The organism is Chthoniobacterales bacterium (assembly GCA_035274845.1).
In the GTDB taxonomy this organism is placed as follows: domain Bacteria; phylum Verrucomicrobiota; class Verrucomicrobiia; order Chthoniobacterales; family UBA10450; genus AV80.
The window spans coordinates 1-25503 of the sequence record DATENU010000010.1 but is presented as its reverse complement, the minus strand read 5'-3'; the positions used below and the strand labels follow the sequence as shown (position 1 = coordinate 25503).

The following is a 25503-nucleotide window of genomic DNA, read 5'->3' as shown; positions in this document are numbered from 1 at the left end:
AATTCGTCATTTCTTCCCATATCTTCGCGGCTCGAGCTTCGGCGGACGCTTTCCTTTTCGCACGGCGCCCGCAACACTGATGTAAGGGAGTTCGTTCCCATCGACCGCGCAACGGAGCAGCAACCCACCCCGGCTCATGTCGCCACGTCCAACAAAATCAGCCGGGAACCGAAGCCGGAGCCCGAAATGTTCGAGCAGCACATCGACATACTTTCCCGTCGCCACGCTTCCGAGCAGCACGACCTCGCCTCTCGGCGATAATTTCTTCGCGAGTTGCTTTACGTCGCGCTCGAGCGGTTCTCGATAACGCGGGTCGGCCGCGTCGATGTCCACGCCGGCGAACTCCTGGAGGTCCGCCAGGCCAATAGGTGCCACCGCCGGGACAAGACCCCGGGTTGGGGTAATCACGAGAATAGCCGACCCGCGGGCGCGGGGTGGCGCGAACGCATTCGCATAGGCGAGCTTGCCTCGAAAATAGAGCCCGCTCAGAAACGCAAAGACTTCCCCGAGCGTTGGAGGTTTTTCGCTTCGCAAGCGGCGCGCCAGTTCGAACTGCGCTCGCTCGCTCATGATCATCCGGGCACGTTCCCCGCCCGCATACGCCGGCGAGAGAAGGAAAACGCGTTTCGTCATCAAGAGAGCGAACGCTGACTAATTCGCGACTGCGTTTTGCGAACTGGTCTGGGCGCGATCGCGGTTCGCTTGCAACTCGGGAAGATGTCGCTCCGACCATCGGCAGAGCGCGTGCAACGGATCGATCAGGGTTCGGCCCAGCCGGGTCAGAGAATACTCAACCTTCGGCGGAACGACCGGATGAACTTTGCGCAGAACCAGGCCGTCACGTTCCAGGCTGCGGAGCGTCTGGGTCAGCATCTTTTGGGAAATCCCCCCGATGGCCCTGCGCAACTCGGCGTAGCGCTGGGTTCCGTTCGCGAGGACGTGGATAATGAGCGCGGTCCATTTGTCCGCGATCCGGTCGAGGACTACTCGTGAGGGACATTGCGGTTTCAAGACCGAAGCGGACGAGGATCTCATCCAGCATTTGTAGGAGCGAACGCGACAGACGCAAGCGGAGAGTAACGAACCAGAAGGAGGGTATGGCTCAATAGACCCGCTGGACTTGCGTTCGGCGGATTTAACTAGGACGCTTCGTTCCGCTATGCCGAAACGACAGGCTCATTCGCTATGAACATTCTCGTGGTCGGCGGCGGTGGCCGGGAACATGCGCTCGCCTGGAAATTGAAACAGTCCCCGGGCGTCGCTCGGATTTTTTGCGCGCCTGGCAATGCCGGCACAGCGGAAGTGGGTGAAAATGTTGCCATTCCTGCCCACGATTTGCCGGCCCTGGCCCGTTTCGCCAAAGACAATCGCATCGATTTGACGGTGGTGGGGCCGGACGACTGCCTTGCCGCTGGGATCGTAGACGTTTTCGAGGCAGGAGGTCTTCGAATTTTCGGCCCGACCAAATCCGCGGCCCGCCTCGAATCCTCGAAAATTTTTGCCAAGGAATTGATGCGCAAAAATCGGATCCCGACGGCGCGTGCTGCGACTTTCGAGAAGCAGGAAGCCGCTTTTGCATTCCTCAAGGAGTCGCGCTTCCCCATCGTGATCAAGGCCGACGGGCTCGCCCTCGGGAAAGGGGTGATAGTGGCCAGGGACGCGGACGAAGGATGCGCGGCCATCACCGCGATGATGAGCGAACGACGCTTTGGCGATGCCGGGACGCGTGTCCTGATCGAAGAATGTCTCACCGGCCCAGAGTGCTCGCTCCACGCGCTGGTTGACGGCAACAACTACCGCATGCTTGGCACGGCGCGCGATCACAAGCGCGCTTACGATGGCAATACTGGCCCAAATACGGGCGGGATGGGCGCGTTCAGTCCGGCTGATAATTTTGACGCCGAATCGCAGACACGATTCGAGGGCGAAGTGATGCGTCCTCTGCTGGCAGGTTTGAAGCAAGCCGGCGTGTCATTTCGCGGCTTACTTTTCCCGGGCCTGATGATTACGGCGGATGGCCCGCGAGTCCTGGAATTCAACTGCCGTTTCGGCGACCCGGAGACGCAGGTGATTTTGCCCCGCTTGAAATCGGATTTGCTGGCCCTCCTCGAAGCGACGATCGACGGAAAGCTGGACCGCATGGCGATCGAGTGGGATGAGCGCGCCGCGGTCACGGTTGTGCTGGCCTCAGGGGGATATCCCGGCAAATACGAAGTCGGGAAGCCGATTTCGGGCTTGGAGACCATCTGCTCTCCAGACGTCCACATTTTCCACGCCGGCACGCGCCGGGAAAATGGGAACCTGGTGACGGCGGGCGGGCGAGTTATGGCGGTTACCGCTCTCGGAGAGACAGTGACAGCTGCCCGGGCCGAGGCCTACAAAGCCGTGGCGCAAATCCATTTCGAGGGCTGCCATCACCGGCGCGACATTGCTCTGAGCGCGGTTGAAAGCTAAGATTTCAGAGCACTGATGTTCCGGCCCACTTTTCTGCTTCTTCTGCTCCTCTTTGTTTGGAGCGTGGTGCCGAAATCGTCCGCACAATCTCCCGCCAAACCCACCGCCACTCCTGCGCCTGCCGCTTCGGCTACGCCGCCCCCCTCCTCCACGCCGGCGGCGCGAGCCCTGGTCGATTCGATGGATTCCGGCGACCTCAAGGAAGCGATTCAGTTTTTGAAGAGCAACTACATCAAACCCGAGACGTTGAATGAAACAGAATTAAGCCGCGCCGCTTTTGAAGGAATTCTGGCGCGGCTGGGGCGCGGCGTCGTTCTGCTCCCCGACGCCGGAGCCGAGCCCGCGGAGCCGGCAGCCCCCTTTTTCGGGGAAATCCTGGACGGCCATATTGGGTATCTGCGGCTGGGCGCACTCAACCAGGCGAACCTCGAGGCGATGGACGCAAACCTGAAGACTTTCGCCGGCAAAAAAGTCGATGCGGCCGTGCTCGATTTTCGCGCCAGTCCGGTGACCAACGACTTTCGGATGGCCGCGGAGTTCGCGAAACGATTTTGTCCAAAGGATAAACCTCTTTTCACCCTGCGCCGGACCACAGCCCGGCAGGAGAAGACTTTCACTTCCGACCGCGAGCCGCTTTTTCAAGGTTTGATTATCGTCCTGGCGGATGGCGACACCGCCGGAGCGGCGGAAGCGGTTGCCGGGTCGGTTCGACTTTACGACAAGGCGTTGATTATCGGCCAAACGACCGCCGGGCGCGCCGTGGAATATTCCGATCTGAAACTGCCGAGCGGGAAAGTTCTCCGCGTGGCCGTGGGAGAGGCGATCCTGCCTGAAGGGCTGCCACTTTTCCCGGGCGGGTTGAAACCGGATGTCCCGGTGGATCTGGCGCCCGTGGATAAGCGGGAGATTTTTCAATCCAGCCGCGAGAAAGGGATGACGCCGTTTGTGGTGGAGAATGCGCGTCCGCATCTCAACGAGGCCGCCCTCATGTCCGGCCGGAATCCCGAGCTCGAAGCGATGGAAGCGGCCCAAAAGCGGAAGAATCCGGAAAAGCCCAGCGTGCACGATTCAGTTCTGCAACGGGCCCTGGATTTGATCACGTCCATCGGGATTTTCCAGAAACGGTAGAAACGCCGCCGCGGCGTCGTCCGAATCCTTGGAAATCCGCGTTCGGGGGTCTATCTTTTGGCGGCGTGAACCCGCTGGAAGAACGTATCGGCTACAAGTTTCGCAATCCGCTCCTGCTGGCGGAGGCGCTGACCCACCCGAGCTTGCGGCACGAAACGCATCGCGACCATTTTGATAACCAGCGTCTCGAATTCCTCGGCGATGCCGTCCTTCAGCTGGTCATCACCGAACATCTCTACGGGCATTTCGAGACCGAACCGGAAGGCAAATTGACCAAGCTCCGGTCGCGGCTGGTTTCGCGCGAAGCGTTAACGGTCCACGCGGCGGCGATTGACCTCGGGAAGTACCTCATGATGGGCCGGGGCGAAGAAGCAAGCGGCGGCCGGATGCGGAACTCGACCCTGGCGGATGCGTTCGAAGCCCTGGTGGGCGCCATTTATCTCGACAGCGATCTGGCCACGGTGCGCCGGTTCCTTCTGGAACAGGCAGCCGCGGATTTCGCTCAGCTGGTCGAAGAGCCGGTCGATATCAACCCGAAGGGCCAGCTTCAGGAATTGCTCCAATCGATTTCCCCGCGCAGCCCCGCCTACGAGCTTCTTTCGCAGAGTGGGCCGGAACACGCCAAGACTTTTGTCGTGCGCGCCGTCTGGGAGGGAATTGCGCTGGGCGAAGGGACGGGCCGGAGCAAGAAGCAAGCGGAGACGGCGGCCGCCGTCGAAGCGATGAAGGAACGCCGCTGGGAGAAGATGGTGGTGGGCGGGACCTAGATCGAATGATTGAGCGCGTGGATATTTCCCCACGCGTAATGCTCGGCAATCGTCGCGGAAACGAATTCCTTCGCGCGCCGCACGGCTTCCTCGAGGGGCAAATCCTGGGCGAGACCTGCCGTGATCGCCGCGGAGTAGGTGCAACCGGTGCCGTGGGTTGCGACGCCGCGGGAAAACCGCGCGGAGAATTCAATCACGTTGCCGTTCACAAAGAGGAGATCGATCGCCTGATCTCCGGTGAGATGACCGCCCTTCAGCAGGACCGGAGCTCCATATTTCTTCGCCAGCGTTTCGACGGCCTTGCGCATGTCCGCCAGATCGCGAACCGGTTTTCCCAGGAGCCGGCCCGCTTCACCAAGATTCGGCGTCAGGAGTGTGGCCAGCGGGAAAAGCTCGCGTTCGTAGACTTCAATCGCTTCATCCCGGAGGAGAGCATCCCCGCTTGTTGCCACCATCACCGGGTCGATCACGAGCGGAATGGGCGTTTTGGCCGCCTGTGCGCGCAGCCTCTGAGCGACCTCCGCCACAATTTCACTCGAAACCAGGAGGCCGGTCTTGATTGCCGCGACCGGAAAGCTCGCGAGCAGCACCTCGATCTGCTCGCGCACGATCTCTGGGCTGAGGGGCGCAATCTTTGAGACGACCCCCGGCGTCTCCGCGACCACGCACGTGACGGCCGTCAATCCATAAACGCCTAATGCGCTAAAGGTTTTCAGGTCCGCCTGAATTCCCGCGCCGGCGCTGCTGTCGGAGCCGGCGATGCTGAGTGCGACGGGGATCGGTCCCAGTCGTCTCGCCGCGCTCATGAGACAAATGGACGAACAGGACGAGTCTAGCCGCCGTCGCTTCCGATCGCTTCGACCGGGCAGCCTTCCATGGCTTCCTTGCAGAGCGCTTCCTCTTCAGGACTCTCCGGCTGCTTATAAACGAAGGAGTGGCCGCCATCGTCGTTGCGCTTGTAATTAGCAGGGGCGGTTTCGCGGCAAAGATCGCAGTCGATGCATTGATCGTCGACGTAATAAGGTCCCGCTACGTTTTCCGGATATTTGTTTGCAGCATCTGCCATATTTCTCCCGCTAAAAGCGAAATGGAACGTAGAAAGAAACTACCCCGGCGCAAAGGAAATCTGACTCGAAACAGATTGGGCGCAACCAGCGGCAGGCCCAAGAGCGAAGTGTGGGTAATGCCGCGCCGTTTTTTTGCATGAAAGCCGACGCCTCCAAGGCCTTGCGCGCCTTTCTCGTCGAACTCGGGGTTTATGCCGTTTTTGTGACGGCCTACTTCCTTCTCGTCCTTCACTTTCTTGCCGGCTGGCTTCAGGACCTCCACCTGCACCACGTGAAGATCTACGCGTCTGTCGCCATTGTGCTCATCATTGGCCAGGCGGTCTTGCTGGAGAGCGTCACGACCTGGTTGCTGCGGTTGATTCGCGGTCGCTCGGAATAAGGGCCCATGTTCTTTCCGATCTCCAACTCCCACATAAGCCCGGTCTATCTGGCGGCCATTGGGTTCCTGATCGGGGTCCTCGGTGGATTTTTCGGGGTGGGGGGCAGTTTCATCGCGGGTCCCGCGTTGCGGGCGGTGGGGCTGGATTGGAATTTTGCGGTCGGCACGGATCTCGCGCACATCGTTGGCAAATCGGTCGTGGCGGCGAAACGGCACCGCGCCCTCGGCAACGTCGATCTGAAGCTTGGATTGATAATGGCCGTCGGAACTATGGGCGGCGCCGAGGTGGGCGCGCAGCTCATCCAAATGTTGAAGCGCGCCGGGAACGTGAACTTTGTCGTCAGCATCGTCTCTATCGCCATCTACGTGAGCATCTCCAGTTTCATGATCTGGGAAGCCTGGCGGACCCTGCAGTTTCAAAAGAAACGGCGTCCACGGAGCAAGACACCGGGGACGGCGGCGAAGCGGGACGAGTCTTCCTTCAGTCATCGGACAAAAGCGATCCAGCGCCTGAAAATCTGGCCGATGGTTTCGTTGCCGGCCTCCGGCGTGAAAGCGATCTCGCTCTGGGTGATCATTTTGGTTTCGTTCATTGGCGGTTTGTTCAGTGGCTTCCTGGGCGGCGGAGCGGGTTACATCCGCATGCCGATGCTGGTTTACGTCCTCGGCATTCCGACCCATCTGGCCGTGGGGACCGACCTTTTCGAAATCATTATCTCGGCCAGTTACGGAACGTTCAGCCATGCTCTCAAAGGCAACGTCGACATTTTGATTGCGCTCGTGATGCACACCGGGGCCGCCATCGGCGCGCAAATCGGCGCGATCTCAACCCAGTATTTCGCCGGCCCCAAGATCCGGCTCGCTTTCGTGCCGCTGCCGCTGATCGGCGCGGCCATCGTCATTTACACCCTCTTCACCGGACACAAACTCTAGCCTTATGCGGATCCTGATTTGCAGCGACGGCACCGACCCAGCCGACAAGCCGGTCATCGTCGCCGGTCTGGTCGCCGCGCCGACCAAGTCCGAGACCACGTTGCTTGGAATTTTCGAGACGCCCGAGGGCGAAAAGCCGTTGCGTGAGGCGCTCGAAAGCGAGGCGGAAAAACTCCGGCGTTTTGGCGTCTCCCCGGAGATCGTTGTTCGCGCCGGCGAGCCGATCCGCCAAATGCTGGAGCAAACCGCCACAAAGGCGTACCACATCACGATCATCGGCGCCCGGCGCAAAACGAGCAGCGGTCCCTATTGGCGGTCGGGGAAAACCTACGAAGTGATCAAGGCGATCCCGACACCTGTGCTCCTCGCTACCGGCATTTGCGAGACAATGAGGAGCTTCATTGTTTGCACCGGCGGCAAAAAATATATCGACGCTGCCGTGGAATTGACCGGGAACCTTGCCGCGGCGGTGGGCGCGTCGGTGACCTTGTTGCACGTCATGGCGGAGCCGCCCGCGATTTATGCCGACATGGTCCGGCTCGAGGAAGACGTGGAACGCCTGCTTGAATCGGGCTCCGAGCTCGGCCGGAACCTGCTCGCCCAAAAACAGAGCCTGGAAAAACTCGGCATCCTCGTTGAAGTGCGAGTCCGCCACGGGTTCGTGGTCGACCAGATCTTCGCCGAGGTGAGCGAACGCGGGCACGACCTGATCGTGACTGGCTCGTCGCCCACGCGCGGGCCTCTCGGCCATTACATCATGGGCGATCTGACCCGCGAGATCGTCAATCGCGCGAACGTTCCGGTTCTCGTGGCCCGATCCGCGAAAAACGGCGGCGCGCCGCCTGCCGGGATTTGGAGCACGCTAAAGCAACTTGTTGCGTCGAGCTGGGGCAAATCCTCCTAGTTCGACGTTGGACGTTGGACGTTGGGCGTTGGACGTTCTCTCTTTCTCTCTCCATCGAGTAGCCCGCTCTGTCCGCGCATCAGCGCTTCCCCAATTAGCACCGCATCCACCCCGCACGCTTTGATCCGCGACAAATCTTCGGCGGTCCTGATCCCGCTCTCGCTGACCAGCACGATCTCTTTCGGAACTTCTTCGCTCAGCCGTTCCGTTACTCCCAAATCAACTTCGAACGTCGCCAGGTTACGGTTGTTGATCCCGATGATGCGTGCCTCGGTTTCCAAGGCCCGATCCATTTCCTCCAGAGTGTGCACCTCCACCAGGGCATCGAGCTGATATCGCTCCGCCGCTTCCAGGAGCGCTTTGAGTTGTTCCTGCCGCAGCGCGGCCACAATGAGCAGGATTGCATCTGCGCCGGCAGCCGCCGCTTCCACGATCTGGATTTCGTCCAACACGAAATCCTTGCGCAGCAGCGGTTGCGGGACCGCCGACCTAATCAGGTTGAGATAGCGAAGATGTCCCTGGAAAAACCTCTCGTCGGTCAGGACCGAGATCGCTTCCACGCCCGCGCGCGCATAGTTTTTCGCGATGGCGAGCGGATCGAACGCCTCGACAATCACTCCCGCCGAGGGCGACGCCTTTTTGATCTCGGCAATCAGCGCCAATTTCCCGGGACCCTGCTGCAGAGCGGAGCCAAATCCACGAAAATCAGTCCGTAGAAAAGCGGCCTTGTGCAGCTCGTCGTGACGCGGACGCAAGAGTTCGATCTCTTCCCGCTTCGCTCCCAATATTTCTTCGAGCCGGTTCACGTCGAATTCTCCCACCTCAGGGCATTAGAGCGAAGCTGAGTTTGGATTGGAGAGCACGGCGCACGGACATGCAGCCGCCCTTTTATCACGCGAATGCGATCGCCCCTAATGTATTTCGCACCACTGGCTGATTGAGGATTCTCCAGCGGATGGGATCGAGAAGCTTGATCGGCCGGCGCAACGGCGCTTTTCTTCTGCGGTGTCCCACGGAACTCCCGGCACTCACGCGATAGTTATCGGCGGCAGCGTGGCTGGTCTGCTGACCGCGCGAGCGTTGGCGGATTGCTTCGAGCGGGTGACGGTGCTCGAGCGCGAGACCTTTCCGGCCCGCCCCGAGCCGCGAAAAGGAGTGGCCCAGGGCCATCACATTCACCTGCTCCTGCTCAGCGGGGCGAGAGCGATTGAGACGCTGTATCCGAGGTTTTTTGAAGAGCTGGTCGAACTGGGGGCCGTGCCTGTGGATTTTTCGACGGCGGAGGCTTCGTGGTTCCAGCATGGGGTGTGGAAGCGACGGCCGCTGCGGCCTTTGCCGGTGCACTGTCAGACCCGCCCGTTTCTCGAGCAACATTTACGCGTCCGCTTGCTCAGGATTCCGAACATAACAATCCTGGAGCGGTGCCGGGCTGTTGGCCTGGAGATGAGCACTGATGGATCTCGGGTCACTGGGGTCTTCACCAAAAGGCCGGATGAAAGCACGGGAGAAGAAGCGGAAGAGCTTGTGAAGGCCGATCTGGTTGTGGACGCGAGCGGTCGTAATAGTGCGGCGCCAAAATGGCTGGAAAGTGCCGGTTTCATCCCGCCGGACGAGACCTCGGTCGCCGTCCGTATCGGATATGCGAGTCGTTTTTACGAGGCGCCCGTTCTGGAATGGAAAGCACTGGCCATTTATGCTCGCGCGCCGGTGAGCACAAAGTCGGGGGTTATCTTCCGCGTGGAAGGCAACCGATGGGTCGTCACGCTTATGGGTTGTCTGGGAGACTATCCTCCCATCGATGACGCGGGCTTTCTGGAATTCGCACACCAGCTCGACAATCCCGCGGTGTCAGATTGGTTGCGAACGGCAAGACCGCTGACTCCCGCGGTCCCGTATCGATATCCTTCGCATCTGCGGCGGCGATATGATCGGCTCCAGCGTTTTCCAGAAGGGTTCCTGGTCATGGGCGATGCACTGTGCAGCTTCAATCCCATCTACGGCCAGGGAATGTCGGTTTGCGCGCTCGAAGCCCTGGCCCTGAGAGATTGCCTGGGAAAAAATACGGTCAGGAGCGAGCCTTTGTGGCGCCTGTTTTTCAAGGCGGCCGCCAGGATCACGGACGGGCCGTGGAGCGCCGCGACGGGAGCCGATTTTCTGCATCCGGACGTGGAGGGCCCGCGTCCACGCGGCGGCGCACTGCGAAACTGGTATCTGAAACGCGTGCTCAAAGCGACGGGACGCGATCGGTTTGTCTCGACCTGCTTTTTCGAAGTCGTGCACCTGCTGCGAAAACCTTCGGCGCTCTTTCGCCCAGACCTTCTTGTTCGCGTTCTCTTATTCGGCCGATAGAGCCATTTACTCGCTACGCGGATCCAATTCATCGGGGTTCGCGGCTGACTCTCCGGCCTTTCTCAGGCGCTCGAAGGCCAGGGCCAGTTTCGCGAGCCCTTCGCGAATTTGGGCGGGCGACCAGGCTGCGAATCCGAAAAGGAAGGTCGGGCCGGCCTTCGCCTCGATACAATAGAAGGACATTTTCGTCGGCACGATTCCGGTCTCAGACCGCGCCTGAACAAAGAAAGGGAAATCGCTTTTGCGCCGGAGCCGGGCGACGAAGTGCAAACCGGCTTCCGGGATCTTCACCGTCAGATGTTCGCCGAGATATTTATTGAATTGCTCGACGAAATATTCCCGCCGTTCCCCGTAGAGTTTTCGCATCCGCTTGACGTGACTAAGGAAAAATCCCTCGGTCAGGAATCGGGCCAGCGTGGCCTGGTCAATCGCGGACGAATGTTGATCCATCACGGCGCGAATCTTGATCATCGAATCGACCAGCGGTTCGGGCACCACCAGGTAGCCGAGGCGCAGGGAGGGAAAGAGAATCTTGCTCATCGTGCCGGCATAAATGACGCGGCCGACGTCGTCCAGGCCCTGCAGGCAGGGCAAGGGCGGTCCGTTAAAGCGAAACTCGGAGTTGTAGTCGTCCTCGAAAATGAAGGCGTCGCGCTTGCGGGCGAAATCGATCAGGGCAATCCTCCGCGCGAGGCTCATGGTGACGCCGAGAGGGAATTGGTGGGAAGGCGTTACGAAAATCATTTTCGGCGGGGCCAGCCGGGACGATCGGGCGATCACGATGCCTTCGCGGTCGATCGATCTCGGCACGACGCTGGCCCCGACCAGGCCGAAGACGCGCCGGGCTTGCACGAACCCTGGATCTTCAATCCACGCGGTGTCGCCCGGATCGAGCAAAGCCAGGGCGCTCACCGCCATGGCCTGCTGCATTCCGCCGACGATGACGATCTGTTCCGCATGGCAGCGGGCGCCCCTGGAATCACACAGATAGGCGGCGACCGCCTCGCGCAAGTCCAGGTCGCCATGGGGCGTCGCGTAACGCAATAGATTGGCCCCTTTCTTCGCGAGAGTTTCGGCCCGAAGCCGTTCCCAGATATCGATGGGAAATTCGTCGACTGCCGGTAGGCCGGGCCGCAGGGAGACCTTGTCTCCGCCGCCGCGGCCGACATCAAGCTCTTTCCGGCCGCGCCGATCGTGAATCTGGCGCAACCGCTCTGCCATCCGCGGCGGACGCTCGCTTGCCCTCGGGGTTTTCGGCTGCTTTACACTCAAAAAAGTCTCGGGGAGCGGATCCGCCACAAACGTCCCCGATCCGATCCTCGATTGGAGGTAGCCTTCCGCATGAAGTTTGGCGAAAGCGAGATCGACGGTTTCCCGGGAAACCCGCAGATCAGCCGCCAGGGCCCGGGAAGAGGGAAGCCGCGAGGCCCGGTCGCCAAAGTTCCCGGAAGCCAACTCCTGACGAATCTGGCGGCACAGTTGCTGGTGGAGCGGTTCAGGCGCCGCCCGGTCGAGCCGAATCAAGGGAAAATCGATGATCGAACGCCGGCGCCGTTGCGGAAGAAGCGATTTCGTCATGACGAGTGGTCCATTGCCTGCGCGAACGATCTGGAAATCACTGTTCCATTTTGCGCCCGCAATCTCAACCGGTGAGGGTTGGGGCGCCCCAGTCGACCGGGATCGGTTGCAGCTTCGCCCGCGGATGGCATGTTCCCGCCACGTTTCGGCAGTCCTGGACCGCCGCTACATCCGCCGACGTAGCTCAGCTGGTAGAGCAACGGTTTCGTAAACCGTAGGTCACGGGTTCGAATCCCGTCGTCGGCTCCACTGTCGTATCGAGATTCTAGAGGGTGCAGGGGCCTTCATGCCGGTTGCTCATTGCTGCGCACGGCTGGTCAGTCCGGCTCGTCCGGCATGTCCGCAACTTGTCCGCCGGTGACACGAGGATTGCACGACGTAATCGGGCCATCTTTCGATGTGCCGAGGCCTGCCGCGATGAATCCTGGGTCAACCAATTCGGTTGCCGTTCAAGTGAACACGCCATAACGTTTCGGGTTCTAACGATTTTATGAATATCCACGATCTCATCACTCGGGACATGCAAGTGAACGCAGCAGCCGCTGGCGCAGCGGTGGAATTTTCAATTCGCGAAGCTGAACGCATGAGACTGATGATGCGTGAAATGGACCGAGTGAACTCCGTAGTCCGAGAGATTGAGAGAGCTGAGGCAGCTACGCGTGAGATTTTGCGCGCCGACTCGCTTACACGCGAAATCGATCAGGCAAACGCAATGATCCGAGAATTAGACCGAGCGAATGCCGTGGCCGGTGAGATGTGTCAGGCAAAACCTGAATTACCAGCGGATTGGTTGAGCAACGTGCGGATTCCGCTCAAACAACGCTCGTGGGAAGACATTCCGTTTCCAGACTTTCCGAAAAATCGAACGCTGGCTGAATTTCAAGAAATGCCGGACGCGGACATTCGGGAATTTTTAGACGACAACCCGTCCCTAATTTCTGTTCAGTTGGCGCTGCATGAACTGGAGATGCGGCGATTGGATCGAGCGACCCGACCACATTGGAGCGTCACGCCCACGTTTTGGTTGGTGCTTGGTTCCCTCGTGGCGGCGGTAGTTGGCGTTTTGTTGATGATCCACTGGTAATAGATCGGAGCGCGAGATGTACAAGATTGTGAGCACGAAACGGTACACGATCCACCACAAGAAAGGGAAATTCACGGTCGCCGTGTCAGAACACGATGACGGAAGTTTTCACGGGACGGTGGTCGATTACGAAGTGAGCGGGAGCCGGGGCACCCGACCACAATGGACTTCAGTCACAAGGTCTTTCACGCGCAGACCGAAAAGGACATTGATAAACAGTGGCGTGAATGGGTGGATAAAACCCACGGCCCCGGCTACACCGTGACCGAAGATTAATCGTCCGGACAGACGATGCGCAATACCCATCAGAGAGTTCGGTTTCCGTGCGAGGTGAAATCTTTGTAATGTTTTGATTGACCTTTGCAGCGAAAAGGTTAAACCATACTGCCATGAAAAATTACTTTGATAAAGAAATCGACGAGGCAGACCTGCGAACCAAATACAAAAGTGACCCTCTATTGCGCACCCTTATAGATTTTTTCGCTTCGCAGCCGAAGGACGACCGATCGGTTTCGGTTACTGACCTATGTAATCGAATGGGCAAAGCCGGAATCGCGGTGCGGCGCGCGGACGTGATCAGAATGCTCCAGTCACTTCAAGGTGGTCAACGCGGTTGGTTTTGGGCTGGACGAAAAGGACATGATTCACGATTCGATTTCCATGCTTCGTCGATTAAGATGGCAAAAGTTGCCTCGGGCCAAAACGACGACCCGGCCCCGCCTCTGCCCACGATGATCAACCACAAGTTTCGATTGCGGGCGGACTTGGAGATAGGATTAGAGCTACCAGCTGATCTTACGGACAAAGAGGTGACTCGGATCGCGGACTTCCTCAAGACGCTCCCTTTTGATCATGCCGGACTGCGGGCGGCGTAGTTCGGCTACAAGGTCTATTTGGCGTCAGATCGGAATGTGGCAACGTGCTCCCAAGTCATGTTGTCAGGCTTGGAGTCGCCTTTCGTGTAATCCGTCAATGTCTGAGTATTGCTGAAATCCCACTGCTGTTTTTGCAATAGCTGATCAACCGCTTGGGACACCAACCATCCGGGAACGGCTATCGAAATATTGGTGCCGGGAAAGCCAGCGTGAATGACGCCGAGCACGTCACCGTTCTCGGGATCAAATACAGGAGAGCCACTCGCACCTCCTTGGCTCATTATATCGATTGTGAAACCGTGCGCGTGAGGGACCTCGAATGGAAACACGCCGCTAACAATTCCATGCCTCAGAGTAGGTGTGACTTGATTGACGTTGCCGAAAATTGCTAATGGATCTGTGCCGAGTGGAAATCCCGCCGTTGCGATCGGCATTCCCGCTCGAATGCGCCATTCATCATTAGCTACATGGAGCGCGGGCACATCGCGAACCGCTAGTTGAATGATAGCCAGATCAGCGGCTAGTTCGCCATAGTATGTGTGGGGCGTCTCGACGGTTGTAGCGACGAATCGTCTTTTCAGTGGTACAATCCCCGCTGCCATTGTTTGTTGAGTCCCGACTGAGGTAATCTCAGTAAAGACCATCGCGAATCTCGTTAGACAGTCCTTCATCCTGGGCAGCTTATCTAGCGCCTCAACGACGTGACGGTTTGTGATTACAATTCCGCGTTCGTCAACGATAAAACCAGTGCCGATGATTTTCGGCAATAGTGGAGGGTTCTCACCCTCTGCAATCGTCGCCCAAGCCGTAGCAAAGGCGACAATCGACTTGCGAACACGACTAAATGTCTCAGGGAGGTTCGATCCTGGGTGCATTAGCCAGTCATCACCTTGGCCGGGCGTGATTGCAATGTTTCGCTGCTTAGTTGGCTTACTCAGCCATGGCTCATTTGTGAGCCGGAGAATCTTGTCCGCCTCCGCCGAGTCGATCAGCGGCCAGAGAATCGTGGTGCCGACGGTTACCTCGATCAGGATTCTGGCTCGATCATTCTCTTGTGCTCACGCAGGGTTCTTGACGAACGACTCAACTTTTGGCTTCGGTGCATTCCTGGATGATCCTCGATGCATCGTTGATGGTCCCTGCTGGCCGTTGATGTAGTTCATAAGCGCCTGGAGTCCCTTGCTCTTGGGGCCTGGCACCCGGATCAATTTTTCCACGAGCTTGGTCGGATCATCGAGGGGCCAGCCGCGCTTGTAGGCTTTGGCGGAAATCATTGACCGGGATGGGTGAACCCCTAGGGTCGGGCCGGTGAGTCACGGTTTGCGCAATTCGCTGTTGTTGCTCGTTCTGGCGGCGGCGACCTTGAGATTGATCTTTCCCCAGGTTCTCCGCGATCTCTGGCCGCGGGTCGCGGCCTTCGGCCAGAGGCTGTCGGCCCTCGCCGGTCGCCATCGAGCCGGGGCCTTGATCCTGATTTGGATCGTCGCCCTGGTTCCGATGATCCACTTGAGCTGTCTCGTCTGCCAATACGCCGTCAACGTCCCGACGCTCGATGATTGGGAAATGGGGCCGTTGATCGTCAACGCGCATACCGGGCAGTTGACGTTTGCCCAAGTCTTTGAGCAACAACAGGAGGCCCGAACGGTCCTTCCCAAACTCCTCTTCATTCTCCTGGCCGGCAGCCGGTGGGATGTGCGCGATCTGATGTGGCTCTCGGTTATCTCCTGCTGGCTGACGGTCGCGGGCATTTTTGTTTTGCTGCGCCGTTCCGGGCTCAATCTCGCCGCGCTTGCTCTTTGTTTCTGGCTGGTCATCATCACGGTTTTTTCGACCGCTCAGTTCGAGCTTTGGATTTTCGCTTCGGGATTTCCTTCCTTTCTCCTCGGGCTTCTGCTTGTGACCGGTTTGGTCGTAATCGGGACGAATCTTCCGACCTTCTGGAAATTCGTTATCTGCGCAGGGTTGGCGACCGCGAGCAGCTTCACTCTCGCGAACGGGTTGCTTGCCTGGGGCCTTACGTTTCCCGCTCTTCTCGCCTCCCGCTCCGTTCCCCGCTGGCGCTCCTGGCTTTCGGCCTGGGTAGCCGTCTGTGCTCTGTGCGCCACGGCGTATCTGTGGGGATACGAAAAACCATCCTATCATCCGGACTTCGCGCCTCATGTATCGCCGCTCACCTACATTCAATTCATCCAGGAATTTCTCGGCGGCGGGCTGGCCTACTCGCTAAAAAAATCGCCTGACCTGGCCGCCACCATTTTCGGCGCGGTTCAACTCGTCCTCTTTTTTGCGGCGCTGATTTATTGCGCTCGTCGAATTCGGGACCGAACGCTGATCGCGCAGACAATTCCCTGGTTCGCCGTCGGTTGCCATTCCCTCGGAAGCGCCGTCTTGGCCGCGCTCGGGCGAGTGGCATTCGGTCCGTCTTACGCGCTGGCGTCCCGCTACGTCACCTTTTCGATCTATCTCACGATCGCGGTCATCGCCCTCACCGCGATTATTGGCCGCGAACTGGCGAGGAAATATTATCCGACCAGGCTGCGTTCGTCGCTGCTCGCCGCCTGCGCCTTACTAATCGTCGCCTACCTCGTGCCATTCGCGGCTTGCGCCAGCAACACCCGCTTTTTTTTCCGGGCGTGGTCGGCCAAGGATAGGCTGGCGCGAGCGGCGGTTCTTTTCCTGCCCGTGATCGATACCTCCGAGCAGATCAAGAAAACGACTTATCCTGGTGATTCGCGGCCCGTGAAGGAAAGAAGCGAGGCTTTGGATCGGCTGCGCCTGCTTCGCCCACCGCTCGTGCGCACAAACCATCTGGGCGATCTGCCGCACGAGACCGCTGGAGGCAAGCCTGCCTCCGGGTCCTGCGAGAAGATTGACGCCAACGGCGACCTCGTCCGGGCGACCGGCTGGGCTGTGCTCAATGGACAGGGTCGCCCGGCCGATTGCGTGGCGATTGCGTATCAGACCTCGCCGGATCAAGACTGGATCCTGTTCGCGCTCTCCAACTCTTTCGAAATGCGGCCGGACATGGTGAAACGTTTTCGCACCATGGAACAGCTTTGGTCCGGCTGGAGCGCGACCTTTCCCAAGGGCGCGGTGCCTCCGGGAGCCCGGCTTTCGTTTTGGGCGGTCGACGCCGACCAGCCGAGATTATTCCAGCTCGCGGATGACTCGTCCGGCGAAAGACGCTAAGGAGATCGAATGTCGCCGGAAGAACATGACATCATGCACGGGTTTGAGGACCACTATTGGTGGTACCAGGCCCTCCGGCAGCACCTGGCTGATTCCATCCAGCCGCGTTCTGCCTCCTTTTCGCTTCTCGACGCCGGATGCGGCACCGGCGGGACCCTGGCGGCAATCCGGCAAAATTTTCCGGACGCCGAGCTGACTGGGGTCGAGCTCGGCGACCACGCGCTCGAACTTACGGCTGGCCGCAAGACGGGGGCCCGTTTGGTGCGGGCGAGCGTAAACGAACTCCCATTTCCCGAAGCGTCGTTCGACGTGGTCCTCTCCATCGACGTCTGGACCCACGCGGGCGTGGATGACGCCCTGGCCGCTCATGAATCGCACCGAGTCCTTCGTCCCGGCGGCAAGTTGATCGTGAACCTGGCGGCCTTTGAGGCGTTAAGAGGGGCCCATGATTGCGCCACCGACATCGGCCGGCGTTACACGCGCCGGGAGCTCCAGGCGCTGTTGGCAGGCGCGAATTTCCAAGTCGAGCGCCTTACCTATTGGAATGCGACCCTCATGCCGCCGATTGCCTTTGTCCGCTGGATAAGCCGGATGCGTCTCCGTTCCCAGCCGGCGCGCTCCGATTTCCGGGCGCTCCCGCCCTTCTTGAATGCGGCCCTAAAACACCTCGCGGCGCTTGAACTCAGCACCAGCCGTCACCTATCCTTGCCTTTTGGCACGTCGGTCTTTGCCATCGCGCGAAAACATGGATGACTCCACGCCGCATCTCAGCATCGTTATTCCCCTTTATAACTCGGCCCTGACCCTGCCCACGCTCCATCAACAGTTGTCGGACCTGGAGGTGAAGGGCGGTCTCGAGCTGATTGTGGTGAACGATGGCAGCCGTGATGAGACGGAAGCGGTCGCGCTGAAATTGACCCGGGAAAGCCGGTTGCCGATGACCTTTCTGAGCTTGTCGCGCAACTTCGGCGAACACAACGCCGTCCTGGCCGGTCTGCGCGCCGTCTCCGGTCGCTATGTCATCACCATGGATGACGATCTGCAAAATCCCCCTTCCGAGGCGTTGAAGCTCCTGGCCGTCGCGGAAGCGGAGAAGCGCGATGTCGTCTTCGCCATTTACGATCGCAAGGAGCACGCCTGGTGGCGGAATGCCGGCAGCCGGTTGACCAATCTGATCGCGGACTTTGTCGTCGACAAACCTCGCGGACTCTATTTATCGAGCTTCCGGTGCATGAGCCGGTTCGTGGCCGACGAAGTGGCAAAATCGCGGAATCCCTATCCCTACATCGACGGCCTCATTTTCCAGGTCACGCAAAACGCGGGCACGGTGCGGGTGCATCATGCCGAACGAAGCCAGGGAAGCAGCGGCTACAATGTTCGGAAGCTGGTCCGGCTTTGGATCAGCATGCTCGTCAATGTCTCGGTTGTTCCGTTGCGCCTGATGACGGTGGCGGGACTCATCACGAGCGCGCTGGGATTTCTCGCCGTCATTGAGGTCGTGATCGAACGCGTCATCTCCACGACGCCGCCGACCGGTTGGAGCTCGCTCATGGCCGCGATCCTTTTGCTCTCCGGCACCCAGCTTCTGTTGCTCGGTATCCTGGGCGAATATGTCGGACGAATTTATCTCGGCATCAGCGAGAAACCCCAGAGCGTCGTCCGGGAACAGCTCAGCTCGCCCCGGTCCCCAACGGGCCCCGCCTGATGTGGAGCAGAAGAGAAGCACCCGCGAATAACGCGAATTGACGCGAATGAATGGGTAGGGACGGCGCGCTCCGCCGTCGGTTGGCAATTATGTCAGGAGATCGGCGCCAGGACCATTCGGCCGTAGGCGACGAATGCCATGAGAAGGCCGAGCACGGCGCTCATGACCAGCGGCGGGATTTCGTGGCTCTTCACATGCACCCAGATGAAAATGAGGCTCTCCAGCGCCAGGACCGCAGCCGCCAACACCGTGAGCTCCGGGTGCCAGCGAAAAACGGCGGGGATGATCAGTCCGACCACGCAGACGAGCTCGAGGATGCCGAGACCTCTCCAAACTCCACGCGGCAACGCATCAAAGGACCGGACGTCTTTGCTTATTTTCTCGAACATGAAGATTTTCATGACGCCCGACGCCCCGTAGAGGAGCGCGGCGAGTATTTGCAGGATCCACAACAGCATATTCATATTAATTCTCGTCCATTCGTGTGATTCGCGGGCAGCCCTTTCTGGCTTCGTTTCAGGCGCCAAAGCTCGAGAGCCAGTCCCATGAAGAGTAGAACCGCCGCGAAAAAGAAGTTCCCATAAGTCTGCGCCATCATGCGGAACGGAATCGAGAGGGAAAGCGAAAAGACCGCGCCGCCCGCGCAGACCCGCAATCCCGGGTGAGGTCCTGGTTCTGCCAAAACGCGGTGGACCACAATGGTCAGGGGATAGAGGAGCCAGACAAACAGGTAGCCGAAAGAGAGCGGGGTAAAGAGAAGCATCAGGAGGAGCAGAAGCGCGAATTCGATCGCGTCCGTTTCCCGCGTTCGCCCCGAAGCACGAGGCATCACCGCGATGAACGTGAGGCCGAACAGGAGCGCCGTCGCCAGGATGATCCGGTTCACCGTGCCAAATTCCAGATCGGCGAAATTCGCATACACCGGCGTATGCGGCTCGTAGCGATGATCGTATTCCACGTGGCGGAGTAACCGGTTCGCCACTCCCCAGATCGATTGGTTCTTCCAGGAAACGCTCCGGCCCAGCCGCTGGCCCACGCCGGACTCATCGTATTTGAACAGCATTCCGCTGGTCCACCTTTGCAGGTCCTGTTTGGCCAGATCGTATCCCCGAAAAGGGAGTGCGAGGATCAGCAGGAAGATCAACGTCAGCACCATGGTCGCCGTTGCCACCCAGTAACGGCGGTAAATCAAATAGACGATCCCGAGGAGCGGGAACGCTTTGATGGCCGCGGCGAGCGCGATCAGGCCGCCCGCGAGGGATTGCAATTTCTGCCGAAGCGCAACAAAAGCGCCCAGCATCAACGCGAGCAGCACCAGGCTGGGTTGTCCTAAAAGGAAATTTCCCCAAACCTGGGTCCCCATGATCAAGCCAGGAATCAAATAGAGAAGAACGTGCCCGCGCTCTTTGCCGCCGGTGGCGAGGCGAACCGAAAAGATAATGCTGCAAATCCAGGCGACGGCATTCACCACCACCAGGACGATGATCAAGCCTGTTTGCCCAAGCGCGCTGAGCGGCGCCAGGAAAAGCGCGCAGGGCGGGGGATACATGAAAGGGAATTTGTTCCAGCGAGGGTCCGGATAGATTTCCGTGCCCTGCAAAACCGTTTTGCCGGTCTCGAACCAAACCCAATAATCTTTTGTGCTGTGGCCGCGCAGGCCATGCAGCACGGGAACCAGCGCGAAGACGAATAACACCGCGCCGAAAACCCAAAGGAGGATTCGAAAGACCGCGTCGCGATTCATGCGGTCCGCGAACGAATTCATTCTGGGCGCGCCCGCCGCGAGCTCCGGCATCGCGTTGTCCTAGAAATGCAGGTGGCTTACCAGCCAGACGACCAAAATGCCGAGCGCGATGACCAGGACGAGAAAGATGATCCGGCCTTCGCGCCGTTCCTTGCGCAGCGATCGGCGGCGGGCCGGGGATTGGCGATTGTCTCCCCAGCGATTGTCCTGGAGCGCAATCGACACATCCAACCGGCTGCGGCCTTCGCTGGCCCGCGCCAATAATTCCTCCCGCTGGCGGCGGGTCGTCTCTTCAGCGACGCGGGGAGCTTCCGCGATCATCCGTTCCAGTTTTTCCATTTCGCCGCGAAGCCGCGACTCGCGCTGGGCGAGTTCTTCCTGTTTCTGGTTCAGTGGCGTTTCCGCTTTAGGAGCTCGGCGGCGCATGCGGAACTATTGCACCTTTGCGGCCATCCAGAAAAAGACCAGCAGCGCCAGGATTCCAAAAATAATCAGCGGCAGGGTGACGGCGAACCCGATTTGGACCCACTGCGCGAACGACCTTCCGGCCAGGCCGGAATTACCTGTGGCGACCTCGGGTAATTCGAGCTCGCTCGATTCCACCCCGGCTTCGAGGCGGCTGCGTTGCTGGCTGAATTCCGTCCGCGCGTCGTCCACCGTGCTGAGGGCGCGGCTGAGCTCTTTTGGCAAATCGGCCGGGTTCCAACTCTTGGGCTCGATCGCTTCGAGGAGTTGCAAATGCTGGGTAAAACTCTCGTGGGTGGTGCGAATCTGCTCGAGCTTCTTCTGCGAGTCGTAACCTTCGCGCTCCAGGATGACGAGGGAACGGGAGAGCTTGTCGGTCATTTCCGCCCGCCCGCGTTCCAACTCTTCCTGGCGCCGGCTGAGCTCTTCCAGTTCGCGCTTTTGCTTCTCAATCTGCTCCGCCTGCCGCTTCAACTGGAGCAATTGCTCCTGCGCCTTTTGCACTTGCGAATCAAGATGCTCCGGGGACATCGCCTCATCTTCGCTCAGTTCCAGCATTTGTTCGATCGGTCGGATTCGTTCTGGCATGGCACTCCGTTTGGTGCGCCGCTTTTCGGCGTCATGCCTCCAGCGCGGCTGAGTGATATTAGCGGGCGAACTTTAGAATGCCACCACTTTTCCCGCAGGATTGTCGAAGTCGCGCGCGTGAAACGATTGCTCGACTCGCGCGCCGGGGTTTGCGCGTTAACCTATTCGCAGGGCGATTGGGGAGCCCCGGTTTTCATGTCAGATCAAAATTCAAAATCAAATCCGTCACCGGTTCAGGCGAACCTCGATTCGCCGAAACCGGGCCAGAGCATTTACGACGAGGCGGTTTTTCTCTCCGGATGGGTTCACTCTGCCGGCTGCGATCCCGCCTCCTGCCGGATTCGCGCATTTTTCAACGACACCTGCTTCGCGGAGACGCGGATTCTTTCTTCTCGCGCCGATGTCTCCGCCAGTCTGCAACTTCCTCCCGGGACACGAACCGGTTTCCGGATGCTCGGCAAAATCCCGCCGGGCGCTGCTGAAGCGGGGGAGGCGACTTTGCGCCTGGTGGCATCATGGGGCGAAGGGAATTCCACCACGATCGCCGAGCGAGTCGTGCGGCTCGTTCCCGCCATGCTGCCCGCACGCCCCTACGGCGAAGTGGTCTTCCCCGAGAACGAGAGATTGCTGCACCGGGAAAATATTTACGGGTCCGGCCCGCCAATTGAAGAACCGGGGGTCGAGGCTGCCAATTTGCTTAGGGAATATTTGCCGCCCGGTTCTTCCGTGGTGGATGTCGGTTGCGGTGCGGGCGCGTATGGGCCGGTGCTGATGACCGCCGGGCATCACTGGGTTGGTTTGGAGGCCAACGACTATTGCTGCGAAATCCTCGAGCGCCGCCAGCTTACGTTTCGCCGCGTCGATGTTGAATCAGGCAAATTACCCTGCGCTGATTCGGAATTCGATTGCGCGATTTGTATCGAGGTTCTCGAACACACGAAGGACCCGGCTGCTTTCGTCGCTGAGATCGCGCGGAGCGTTCGGCAGCGTGTTCTCTTCTCAGTCCCGAACCTGGAGTTGCTTCCTTACCTGCATGATTGGGGCGTCGTTCCCTGGCACTTGCTTGAAGGCGATCACAAGAACTTTTTCACCCGCGGCAGCCTGCACGCTGTGCTGGCGCGCTCCTTCTCGCGGATCGAGATTTTTCCCTATGGCGAACATCCGCTCCGCACCCGCGATGATGTTCCGGTCTTCGTCCATTTGTTCGCGATCGCGGACAAATAGATAAGCGATCACATCGCCTTAACGCGCTTCGGCCAGCAGCCGCGACCAGTGCTCGACCTCCTTCAGGTACGCCCCGCCAGTTAGATATTTCAGCTCCGGCCAGGTCGATTCGATGTGATCGCGCTGAAACGGCTTCGGGCCGTGAAAGTGGATGATCTTCGCTCCGGGGCATTCGCCCCAGTAAGGTTTCCAGTTCAGTTCCGGCCGGAGCTGGTCCCAGAGCGGACCATTGCTGTCCCGGTAATACCAGCGATACGCCGCTTCGTCCCACGATTCGCGTTCAAGCTCCGCCAGGTTCTTCGAAATGTATTCCCGGAATTCCGGCAGGCTCTCTCGCAGGCGATCGATGTTCATCAACATCACGCCAGTGTTCATGTTGACGTAATCGTCCTGATTCCCTTCCGGAGCGACGGCGAAATATTCGCAAGGTTGCGCCTCCAGCTCGGGGACGACTTCCGAGACAAAGATCACGTCGCAATCGGTATAGAGAACTCGGCCCGCCCCGCCCAGCCGCGCCACAATTTCCGGAAGCTCGACCCGCGAGAACGCGCCTGAAAGCGCCGCCGCCAGGTGCGGATTCCCCTTTTGTCGGCCCAGCTCTGTCAGGGCGTCACGAATAAAACTGCGATGCCGGACGATCCGCACTCCGTGTTTCGCCAGCCAGGCGGTAAAGTCATTGTCGCCGCCGTCATAAATGCAGTGCGGAACGAGCGAGGTAAATTTTTTCGCGGTGTGCACGGCCACCATGATCATCTCGGCGTATTGCCGAAAAGCAGTCGAATCTTCCGTGAGAGCAAAGAACCAGTGCATCGATTAGTGGATCCTGGCGCCGACCGCCACCGCCGGGCCGTTTGAATGGCCCGGATCGTCTTTGATCAAATCAACCCTTCCATAGCCGCTGCGCTTCAGCAGCGTGATCAGCGAATCGAGGGTCAGCCAGGTAGCTGTGGCTGACATTCCGCTGAGTGGCTCGTCGGAACCGCCTTCCGGACAGATTTTTCCGCGCAATCCCGGCGCAACCTCGGTTGCCTCTTCCTCTTTGGCATACTGCGTCCAGATAAACAGGGCGGGCGCGATCGCCGGAAGTTGCGCAATCAATTTCCACGGCTCCGGCAAATGATAGAGAAGCCCGGAACAAAACACCGCGTCGAATTTTCCGTAGGCGGCCAGATCGGCGTCTTCCAAATTGGCCTGGACGAATTCTGCGTTCGGGATCCGCAGGAGTTCCTGGACGAATCGCGCCTTGCGGAGGTTGAACTCGCGGCCTTCGAGCGCCACGACCCGGGTTACTCCGGGCCGCTGCGCCATGATAAAGGTTTGGGCGCCTTCCAATGAGCCGAGCTCCAGGATCGTTGCTGCCTTGGGGACGTAATCGAAAAACTGCTCGACCCGGATATCGCCAGTCGCGCTCACTCCGCCGCCGTAAATCGCGCCGTCAATTTCGAATTGGAAAACCCACGGGGCAAGCTTGGCGAATTCCGCTTCGAGGTCTGATTTCACGCGCGCTTCTCTTGAACAAGAAAAGACGCGGTTTGTAAACCCGCTTTCCTTACCGAAGGAAAGATGCTCCCGCTAACAACTGCGACGAGAGGTGCGAAAAACCATGCGCAGGGTTCACTGCGGGCAATGCACCAAAGCTCGTTCGGCAAAATGAGCGCCTTTCGGCGCGACCACCGCTCGGAGGGCGCGAGTAATACGCCCCTTTTTTGTCCGCTGGAATCGTTCGATTTCCTGCTAGCGCAGGGTCAGCGCGTCATGGAATCAGGCGGATGTACGTGTCAGGCGCCGCGTCATAAATCTGCCGAGGAGAGCTTTCGAACGTGTTATCCAGGATTTTTACCTTCCTGGAAGCCGAGTCGACAACGATGCAGCTTCCATTAGTAGTAGTTGGGGCCAAGGCGATGGAGTTTCCGGCGAGTCGAACCTGCGTGCTGTTGATAGAATAGATACCGTTCGTATTCGTTTCGCCTGATATGCCGAAATCCTCGAAGTTATTATCGGTAACCATTACGTCACGGCAATTGGTCAGGGTTAAGTGCGTGCCATCGTATATTTGATTGAAAAAATTCACCTGGGAAATCTTTGCGTGCCAAATATTCGTCAGGCGTATTCCACAACAAAATTGATTAACGTGGCCGTCCGAAATGTGAAATACCAACCCCGGAGAGGAAGGGCTAGTGGCCGAAAGCTCCATAGCTGCCTTGGAGTTGGGGAGAGGGTAGCCGCAAAAGACCAGTTCAAATTTATCCAAATAGAAACCTTCAACCCATCCCGAGGTCTTAATGGCAACTTGGTAAAAATCCACCTGGATGTCGTGCATGAAGAGCTGCGTGGAGGGTAACGCTGGGTCCGAGCTCCATTCAATTCCGACGCTCGCGGTTGGGCCGGGGCTAGCAGGATCAAGTTTTCCATGAACCTGGACGTCTTCGATCAGCGCATTTTGCGCCTGGTAGACCTTGATCCCTGTTCCCCAATATCCTGCGGGATTTTGGGTGCGGTCTGATCCTCTGATTTCCACATTTCGGATAGTCACCGTTCGGAACTTTGGGTTATTGGGCTGAAGCGCGGCGTTGATCCCGATGCCGGTATTGCCGAAATTTCCCTGGATGGTTAGTCCATCCACTTGAAAAGTTTTGTCCACGATGGAAGGCGCGTTAATCCCGCCAACTGCATCCGTGAAAATAATCGTCGAGATGCCGGGTCCATCCCCAAAGAATCGATAGGAGATATTTGAGGGGACTGTCATGGGACCGACGTACCTGTATTTTCCAGGTGGAAAATAGATTGTGGTCCCCGCCGCGATTGCGCGATTGATCGCCGCTGTGTCATTGGCGACACCATCCCCAACGGCGCCAGGCAGCCCGTTGAAGGAACTCCTGACACTGGTAAAGGTCCAAGAACCCACGGCATATGCGTTGCTTTGACCTAACGTTGCGATGGCGACGAGAAGGCAGAGATAGTGAGAAATTTTGAGCTTCATAGGAGTGATCTTTCGGGGTTGTTGGGGTTGAATTTTCGCGCGGGTTTTGAGGGTTTACGTTCCGGGGGTTGGAGGGTTCGGGGGTTGGAG

At 59.0% G+C, this 25503-nt stretch carries 28 protein-coding genes and 1 tRNA gene; 14 read left to right on the top strand and 15 right to left on the bottom strand.

From position 1 onward, the window contains the following. Positions 1-6 precede the first annotated feature (6 nt). Both VJU77_05495 and VJU77_05490 read right to left on the bottom strand, forming a co-directional pair. Positions 7-633 (bottom strand): hypothetical protein, encoded by a 627-nt coding sequence (locus VJU77_05495; GenBank protein ID HKP02802.1) that lies wholly within the window; start codon positions 631-633, stop codon positions 7-9. Between the two features lie 18 nt (positions 634-651). Then, positions 652-1035, bottom strand: a complete 384-nt coding sequence (locus tag VJU77_05490; protein ID HKP02801.1) for a helix-turn-helix domain-containing protein — start codon at positions 1033-1035, stop codon at positions 652-654. 150 nt (positions 1036-1185) lie between these two features. Here VJU77_05490 and purD point away from each other — a divergent pair, with 150 nt between their 5' ends. The 3 genes from purD (at position 1186) to rnc (ending at position 4349) form a co-directional block, all read left to right on the top strand. Beyond that, positions 1186-2454 carry a phosphoribosylamine--glycine ligase gene (purD, locus tag VJU77_05485; protein ID HKP02800.1) on the top strand — a complete coding sequence of 423 codons (1269 nt, stop codon included), beginning with the start codon at positions 1186-1188 and terminating at the stop codon, positions 2452-2454. A 15-nt stretch (positions 2455-2469) separates the two neighbouring features. Further along, complete coding sequence (locus VJU77_05480; GenBank protein ID HKP02799.1) at positions 2470-3582, top strand: S41 family peptidase; 1113 nt, start codon at positions 2470-2472, stop codon at positions 3580-3582. 65 nt (positions 3583-3647) lie between these two features. Next, positions 3648-4349 (top strand): ribonuclease III, encoded by a 702-nt coding sequence (gene rnc / locus VJU77_05475; GenBank protein ID HKP02798.1) that lies wholly within the window; start codon positions 3648-3650, stop codon positions 4347-4349. On the opposite strand, the gene thiD is transcribed toward rnc, so the two are convergent. Continuing rightward, on the bottom strand, positions 4346-5155 hold the full coding sequence (gene thiD / locus VJU77_05470) for a bifunctional hydroxymethylpyrimidine kinase/phosphomethylpyrimidine kinase (GenBank protein ID HKP02797.1): 810 nt from the start codon (positions 5153-5155) through the stop codon (positions 4346-4348). The genes rnc and thiD overlap by 4 nt on opposite strands. A gap of 26 nt (positions 5156-5181) precedes the next feature. Next, complete coding sequence (locus tag VJU77_05465) at positions 5182-5415, bottom strand: ferredoxin (protein HKP02796.1); 234 nt, start codon at positions 5413-5415, stop codon at positions 5182-5184. A 137-nt stretch (positions 5416-5552) separates the two neighbouring features. Here VJU77_05465 and VJU77_05460 point away from each other — a divergent pair, with 137 nt between their 5' ends. From VJU77_05460 to VJU77_05450, 3 genes are read left to right on the top strand one after another with little or no spacing between them, the layout of a single operon-like run. After that, positions 5553-5795 carry a hypothetical protein gene (locus VJU77_05460; GenBank protein ID HKP02795.1) on the top strand — a complete coding sequence of 81 codons (243 nt, stop codon included), beginning with the start codon at positions 5553-5555 and terminating at the stop codon, positions 5793-5795. A gap of 6 nt (positions 5796-5801) precedes the next feature. Continuing rightward, positions 5802-6728: a sulfite exporter TauE/SafE family protein gene (locus VJU77_05455; protein ID HKP02794.1), complete on the top strand. Its 927-nt coding sequence runs from the start codon at positions 5802-5804 to the stop codon at positions 6726-6728. Positions 6729-6732: 4 nt separating this feature from the next. Then, positions 6733-7632: a universal stress protein gene (locus VJU77_05450; GenBank protein HKP02793.1), complete on the top strand. Its 900-nt coding sequence runs from the start codon at positions 6733-6735 to the stop codon at positions 7630-7632. On the opposite strand, the gene trpC is transcribed toward VJU77_05450, so the two are convergent. Further along, the gene (trpC, locus tag VJU77_05445; GenBank protein HKP02792.1) at positions 7629-8453 is read right to left on the bottom strand and encodes an indole-3-glycerol phosphate synthase TrpC; all 825 of its coding nucleotides are present in this window, start codon (positions 8451-8453) and stop codon (positions 7629-7631) included. The two genes, VJU77_05450 and trpC, sit on opposite strands and share 4 nt — an antisense overlap. Before the next feature lie 184 nt (positions 8454-8637). Here trpC and VJU77_05440 point away from each other — a divergent pair, with 184 nt between their 5' ends. Then, entirely contained in the window at positions 8638-9981 is a 1344-nt protein-coding gene (locus tag VJU77_05440; protein HKP02791.1) for a hypothetical protein, read from the top strand. A gap of 6 nt (positions 9982-9987) precedes the next feature. On the opposite strand, the gene VJU77_05435 is transcribed toward VJU77_05440, so the two are convergent. Continuing rightward, complete coding sequence (locus tag VJU77_05435; GenBank protein ID HKP02790.1) at positions 9988-11559, bottom strand: PLP-dependent aminotransferase family protein; 1572 nt, start codon at positions 11557-11559, stop codon at positions 9988-9990. 173 nt (positions 11560-11732) lie between these two features. Here VJU77_05435 and VJU77_05430 point away from each other — a divergent pair. The 3 genes from VJU77_05430 (at position 11733) to VJU77_05420 (ending at position 13518) form a co-directional block, all read left to right on the top strand. Next, a tRNA-Thr gene (locus VJU77_05430) sits at positions 11733-11808 on the top strand. Positions 11809-12049: 241 nt separating this feature from the next. Continuing rightward, positions 12050-12643: a hypothetical protein gene (locus VJU77_05425; protein ID HKP02789.1), complete on the top strand. Its 594-nt coding sequence runs from the start codon at positions 12050-12052 to the stop codon at positions 12641-12643. A gap of 389 nt (positions 12644-13032) precedes the next feature. Continuing rightward, positions 13033-13518 (top strand): hypothetical protein, encoded by a 486-nt coding sequence (locus VJU77_05420; GenBank protein ID HKP02788.1) that lies wholly within the window; start codon positions 13033-13035, stop codon positions 13516-13518. 14 nt (positions 13519-13532) lie between these two features. Here VJU77_05420 and VJU77_05415 read toward each other — a convergent pair whose 3' ends face one another. Continuing rightward, on the bottom strand, positions 13533-14393 hold the full coding sequence (locus VJU77_05415; protein HKP02787.1) for a serine protease: 861 nt from the start codon (positions 14391-14393) through the stop codon (positions 13533-13535). A gap of 183 nt (positions 14394-14576) precedes the next feature. Then, the gene (locus VJU77_05410; protein HKP02786.1) at positions 14577-14792 is read right to left on the bottom strand and encodes a hypothetical protein; all 216 of its coding nucleotides are present in this window, start codon (positions 14790-14792) and stop codon (positions 14577-14579) included. Between the two features lie 34 nt (positions 14793-14826). Here VJU77_05410 and VJU77_05405 point away from each other — a divergent pair, with 34 nt between their 5' ends. Genes VJU77_05405 through VJU77_05395 form a run of 3 tightly spaced genes read left to right on the top strand, consistent with a single transcriptional unit; the run spans position 14827 to position 18412 of the window. After that, positions 14827-16707, top strand: a complete 1881-nt coding sequence (locus VJU77_05405) for a hypothetical protein (protein ID HKP02785.1) — start codon at positions 14827-14829, stop codon at positions 16705-16707. A gap of 9 nt (positions 16708-16716) precedes the next feature. Continuing rightward, positions 16717-17460 carry a class I SAM-dependent methyltransferase gene (locus VJU77_05400; protein HKP02784.1) on the top strand — a complete coding sequence of 248 codons (744 nt, stop codon included), beginning with the start codon at positions 16717-16719 and terminating at the stop codon, positions 17458-17460. Then, positions 17453-18412: a glycosyltransferase family 2 protein gene (locus VJU77_05395; GenBank protein HKP02783.1), complete on the top strand. Its 960-nt coding sequence runs from the start codon at positions 17453-17455 to the stop codon at positions 18410-18412. Before VJU77_05400 ends, VJU77_05395 begins: the two co-directional genes overlap by 8 nt. Positions 18413-18504: 92 nt before the next feature. Here the strand turns inward: VJU77_05395 and VJU77_05390 are convergent, their stop codons facing one another. Genes VJU77_05390 through VJU77_05375 form a run of 4 tightly spaced genes read right to left on the bottom strand, consistent with a single transcriptional unit; the run spans position 18505 to position 21209 of the window. Beyond that, positions 18505-18876: a DoxX family protein gene (locus tag VJU77_05390; protein HKP02782.1), complete on the bottom strand. Its 372-nt coding sequence runs from the start codon at positions 18874-18876 to the stop codon at positions 18505-18507. Next, positions 18873-20207, bottom strand: a complete 1335-nt coding sequence (locus VJU77_05385) for a glycosyltransferase family 87 protein (GenBank protein HKP02781.1) — start codon at positions 20205-20207, stop codon at positions 18873-18875. The genes VJU77_05390 and VJU77_05385 overlap by 4 nt, the downstream gene beginning before the upstream one ends. A gap of 9 nt (positions 20208-20216) precedes the next feature. After that, on the bottom strand, positions 20217-20582 hold the full coding sequence (locus VJU77_05380) for a hypothetical protein (GenBank protein ID HKP02780.1): 366 nt from the start codon (positions 20580-20582) through the stop codon (positions 20217-20219). A gap of 6 nt (positions 20583-20588) precedes the next feature. Next, positions 20589-21209, bottom strand: coding sequence for a hypothetical protein (locus VJU77_05375; GenBank protein ID HKP02779.1), 621 nt, complete (start codon positions 21207-21209; stop codon positions 20589-20591). 117 nt (positions 21210-21326) lie between these two features. On the opposite strand from VJU77_05375, the gene VJU77_05370 reads away from it, so the two are divergent. Beyond that, positions 21327-22433, top strand: a complete 1107-nt coding sequence (locus tag VJU77_05370; GenBank protein HKP02778.1) for a class I SAM-dependent methyltransferase — start codon at positions 21327-21329, stop codon at positions 22431-22433. Between the two features lie 18 nt (positions 22434-22451). On the opposite strand, the gene VJU77_05365 is transcribed toward VJU77_05370, so the two are convergent. The 3 genes from VJU77_05365 to VJU77_05355 all read right to left on the bottom strand — a co-directional run bounded on the left by VJU77_05365 (position 22452) and on the right by VJU77_05355 (position 25413). Then, positions 22452-23243: a hypothetical protein gene (locus VJU77_05365; GenBank protein HKP02777.1), complete on the bottom strand. Its 792-nt coding sequence runs from the start codon at positions 23241-23243 to the stop codon at positions 22452-22454. A gap of 3 nt (positions 23244-23246) precedes the next feature. Next, entirely contained in the window at positions 23247-23933 is a 687-nt protein-coding gene (locus VJU77_05360; protein HKP02776.1) for a class I SAM-dependent methyltransferase, read from the bottom strand. A 253-nt stretch (positions 23934-24186) separates the two neighbouring features. Continuing rightward, positions 24187-25413 (bottom strand): glycosyl hydrolase family 28-related protein, encoded by a 1227-nt coding sequence (locus tag VJU77_05355; protein ID HKP02775.1) that lies wholly within the window; start codon positions 25411-25413, stop codon positions 24187-24189. Positions 25414-25503: the final 90 nt, after the last annotated feature.

Excerpts from the sequence above, each read along its gene's own strand:
- VJU77_05425 (HKP02789.1), top strand. The coding sequence starts at position 12,050 with ATGAATATCCACGATCTCATCACTCGGGACATGCAAGTGAACGCAGCA.
- VJU77_05415 (HKP02787.1), bottom strand. The coding sequence starts at position 14,393 with ATGCACCCAGGATCGAACCTCCCTGAGACATTTAGTCGTGTTCGCAAG.
- VJU77_05455 (HKP02794.1), top strand. The coding sequence starts at position 5,802 with ATGTTCTTTCCGATCTCCAACTCCCACATAAGCCCGGTCTATCTGGCG.
- VJU77_05495 (HKP02802.1), bottom strand. The coding sequence starts at position 633 with ATGACGAAACGCGTTTTCCTTCTCTCGCCGGCGTATGCGGGCGGGGAA.
- VJU77_05435 (HKP02790.1), bottom strand. The coding sequence starts at position 11,559 with ATGACGAAATCGCTTCTTCCGCAACGGCGCCGGCGTTCGATCATCGAT.
- thiD (HKP02797.1), bottom strand. The coding sequence starts at position 5,155 with ATGAGCGCGGCGAGACGACTGGGACCGATCCCCGTCGCACTCAGCATC.
- VJU77_05450 (HKP02793.1), top strand. The coding sequence starts at position 6,733 with ATGCGGATCCTGATTTGCAGCGACGGCACCGACCCAGCCGACAAGCCG.
- VJU77_05355 (HKP02775.1), bottom strand. The coding sequence starts at position 25,413 with ATGAAGCTCAAAATTTCTCACTATCTCTGCCTTCTCGTCGCCATCGCA.
- VJU77_05420 (HKP02788.1), top strand. The coding sequence starts at position 13,033 with ATGAAAAATTACTTTGATAAAGAAATCGACGAGGCAGACCTGCGAACC.
- VJU77_05390 (HKP02782.1), bottom strand. The coding sequence starts at position 18,876 with ATGAATATGCTGTTGTGGATCCTGCAAATACTCGCCGCGCTCCTCTAC.
- VJU77_05460 (HKP02795.1), top strand. The coding sequence starts at position 5,553 with ATGAAAGCCGACGCCTCCAAGGCCTTGCGCGCCTTTCTCGTCGAACTC.
- VJU77_05400 (HKP02784.1), top strand. The coding sequence starts at position 16,717 with ATGTCGCCGGAAGAACATGACATCATGCACGGGTTTGAGGACCACTAT.
- VJU77_05465 (HKP02796.1), bottom strand. The coding sequence starts at position 5,415 with ATGGCAGATGCTGCAAACAAATATCCGGAAAACGTAGCGGGACCTTAT.
- VJU77_05490 (HKP02801.1), bottom strand. The coding sequence starts at position 1,035 with ATGAGATCCTCGTCCGCTTCGGTCTTGAAACCGCAATGTCCCTCACGA.
- VJU77_05480 (HKP02799.1), top strand. The coding sequence starts at position 2,470 with ATGTTCCGGCCCACTTTTCTGCTTCTTCTGCTCCTCTTTGTTTGGAGC.
- VJU77_05385 (HKP02781.1), bottom strand. The coding sequence starts at position 20,207 with ATGCCGGAGCTCGCGGCGGGCGCGCCCAGAATGAATTCGTTCGCGGAC.
- VJU77_05380 (HKP02780.1), bottom strand. The coding sequence starts at position 20,582 with ATGCGCCGCCGAGCTCCTAAAGCGGAAACGCCACTGAACCAGAAACAG.
- VJU77_05410 (HKP02786.1), bottom strand. The coding sequence starts at position 14,792 with ATGATTTCCGCCAAAGCCTACAAGCGCGGCTGGCCCCTCGATGATCCG.
- VJU77_05375 (HKP02779.1), bottom strand. The coding sequence starts at position 21,209 with ATGCCAGAACGAATCCGACCGATCGAACAAATGCTGGAACTGAGCGAA.
- VJU77_05395 (HKP02783.1), top strand. The coding sequence starts at position 17,453 with ATGGATGACTCCACGCCGCATCTCAGCATCGTTATTCCCCTTTATAAC.
- VJU77_05365 (HKP02777.1), bottom strand. The coding sequence starts at position 23,243 with ATGCACTGGTTCTTTGCTCTCACGGAAGATTCGACTGCTTTTCGGCAA.
- purD (HKP02800.1), top strand. The coding sequence starts at position 1,186 with ATGAACATTCTCGTGGTCGGCGGCGGTGGCCGGGAACATGCGCTCGCC.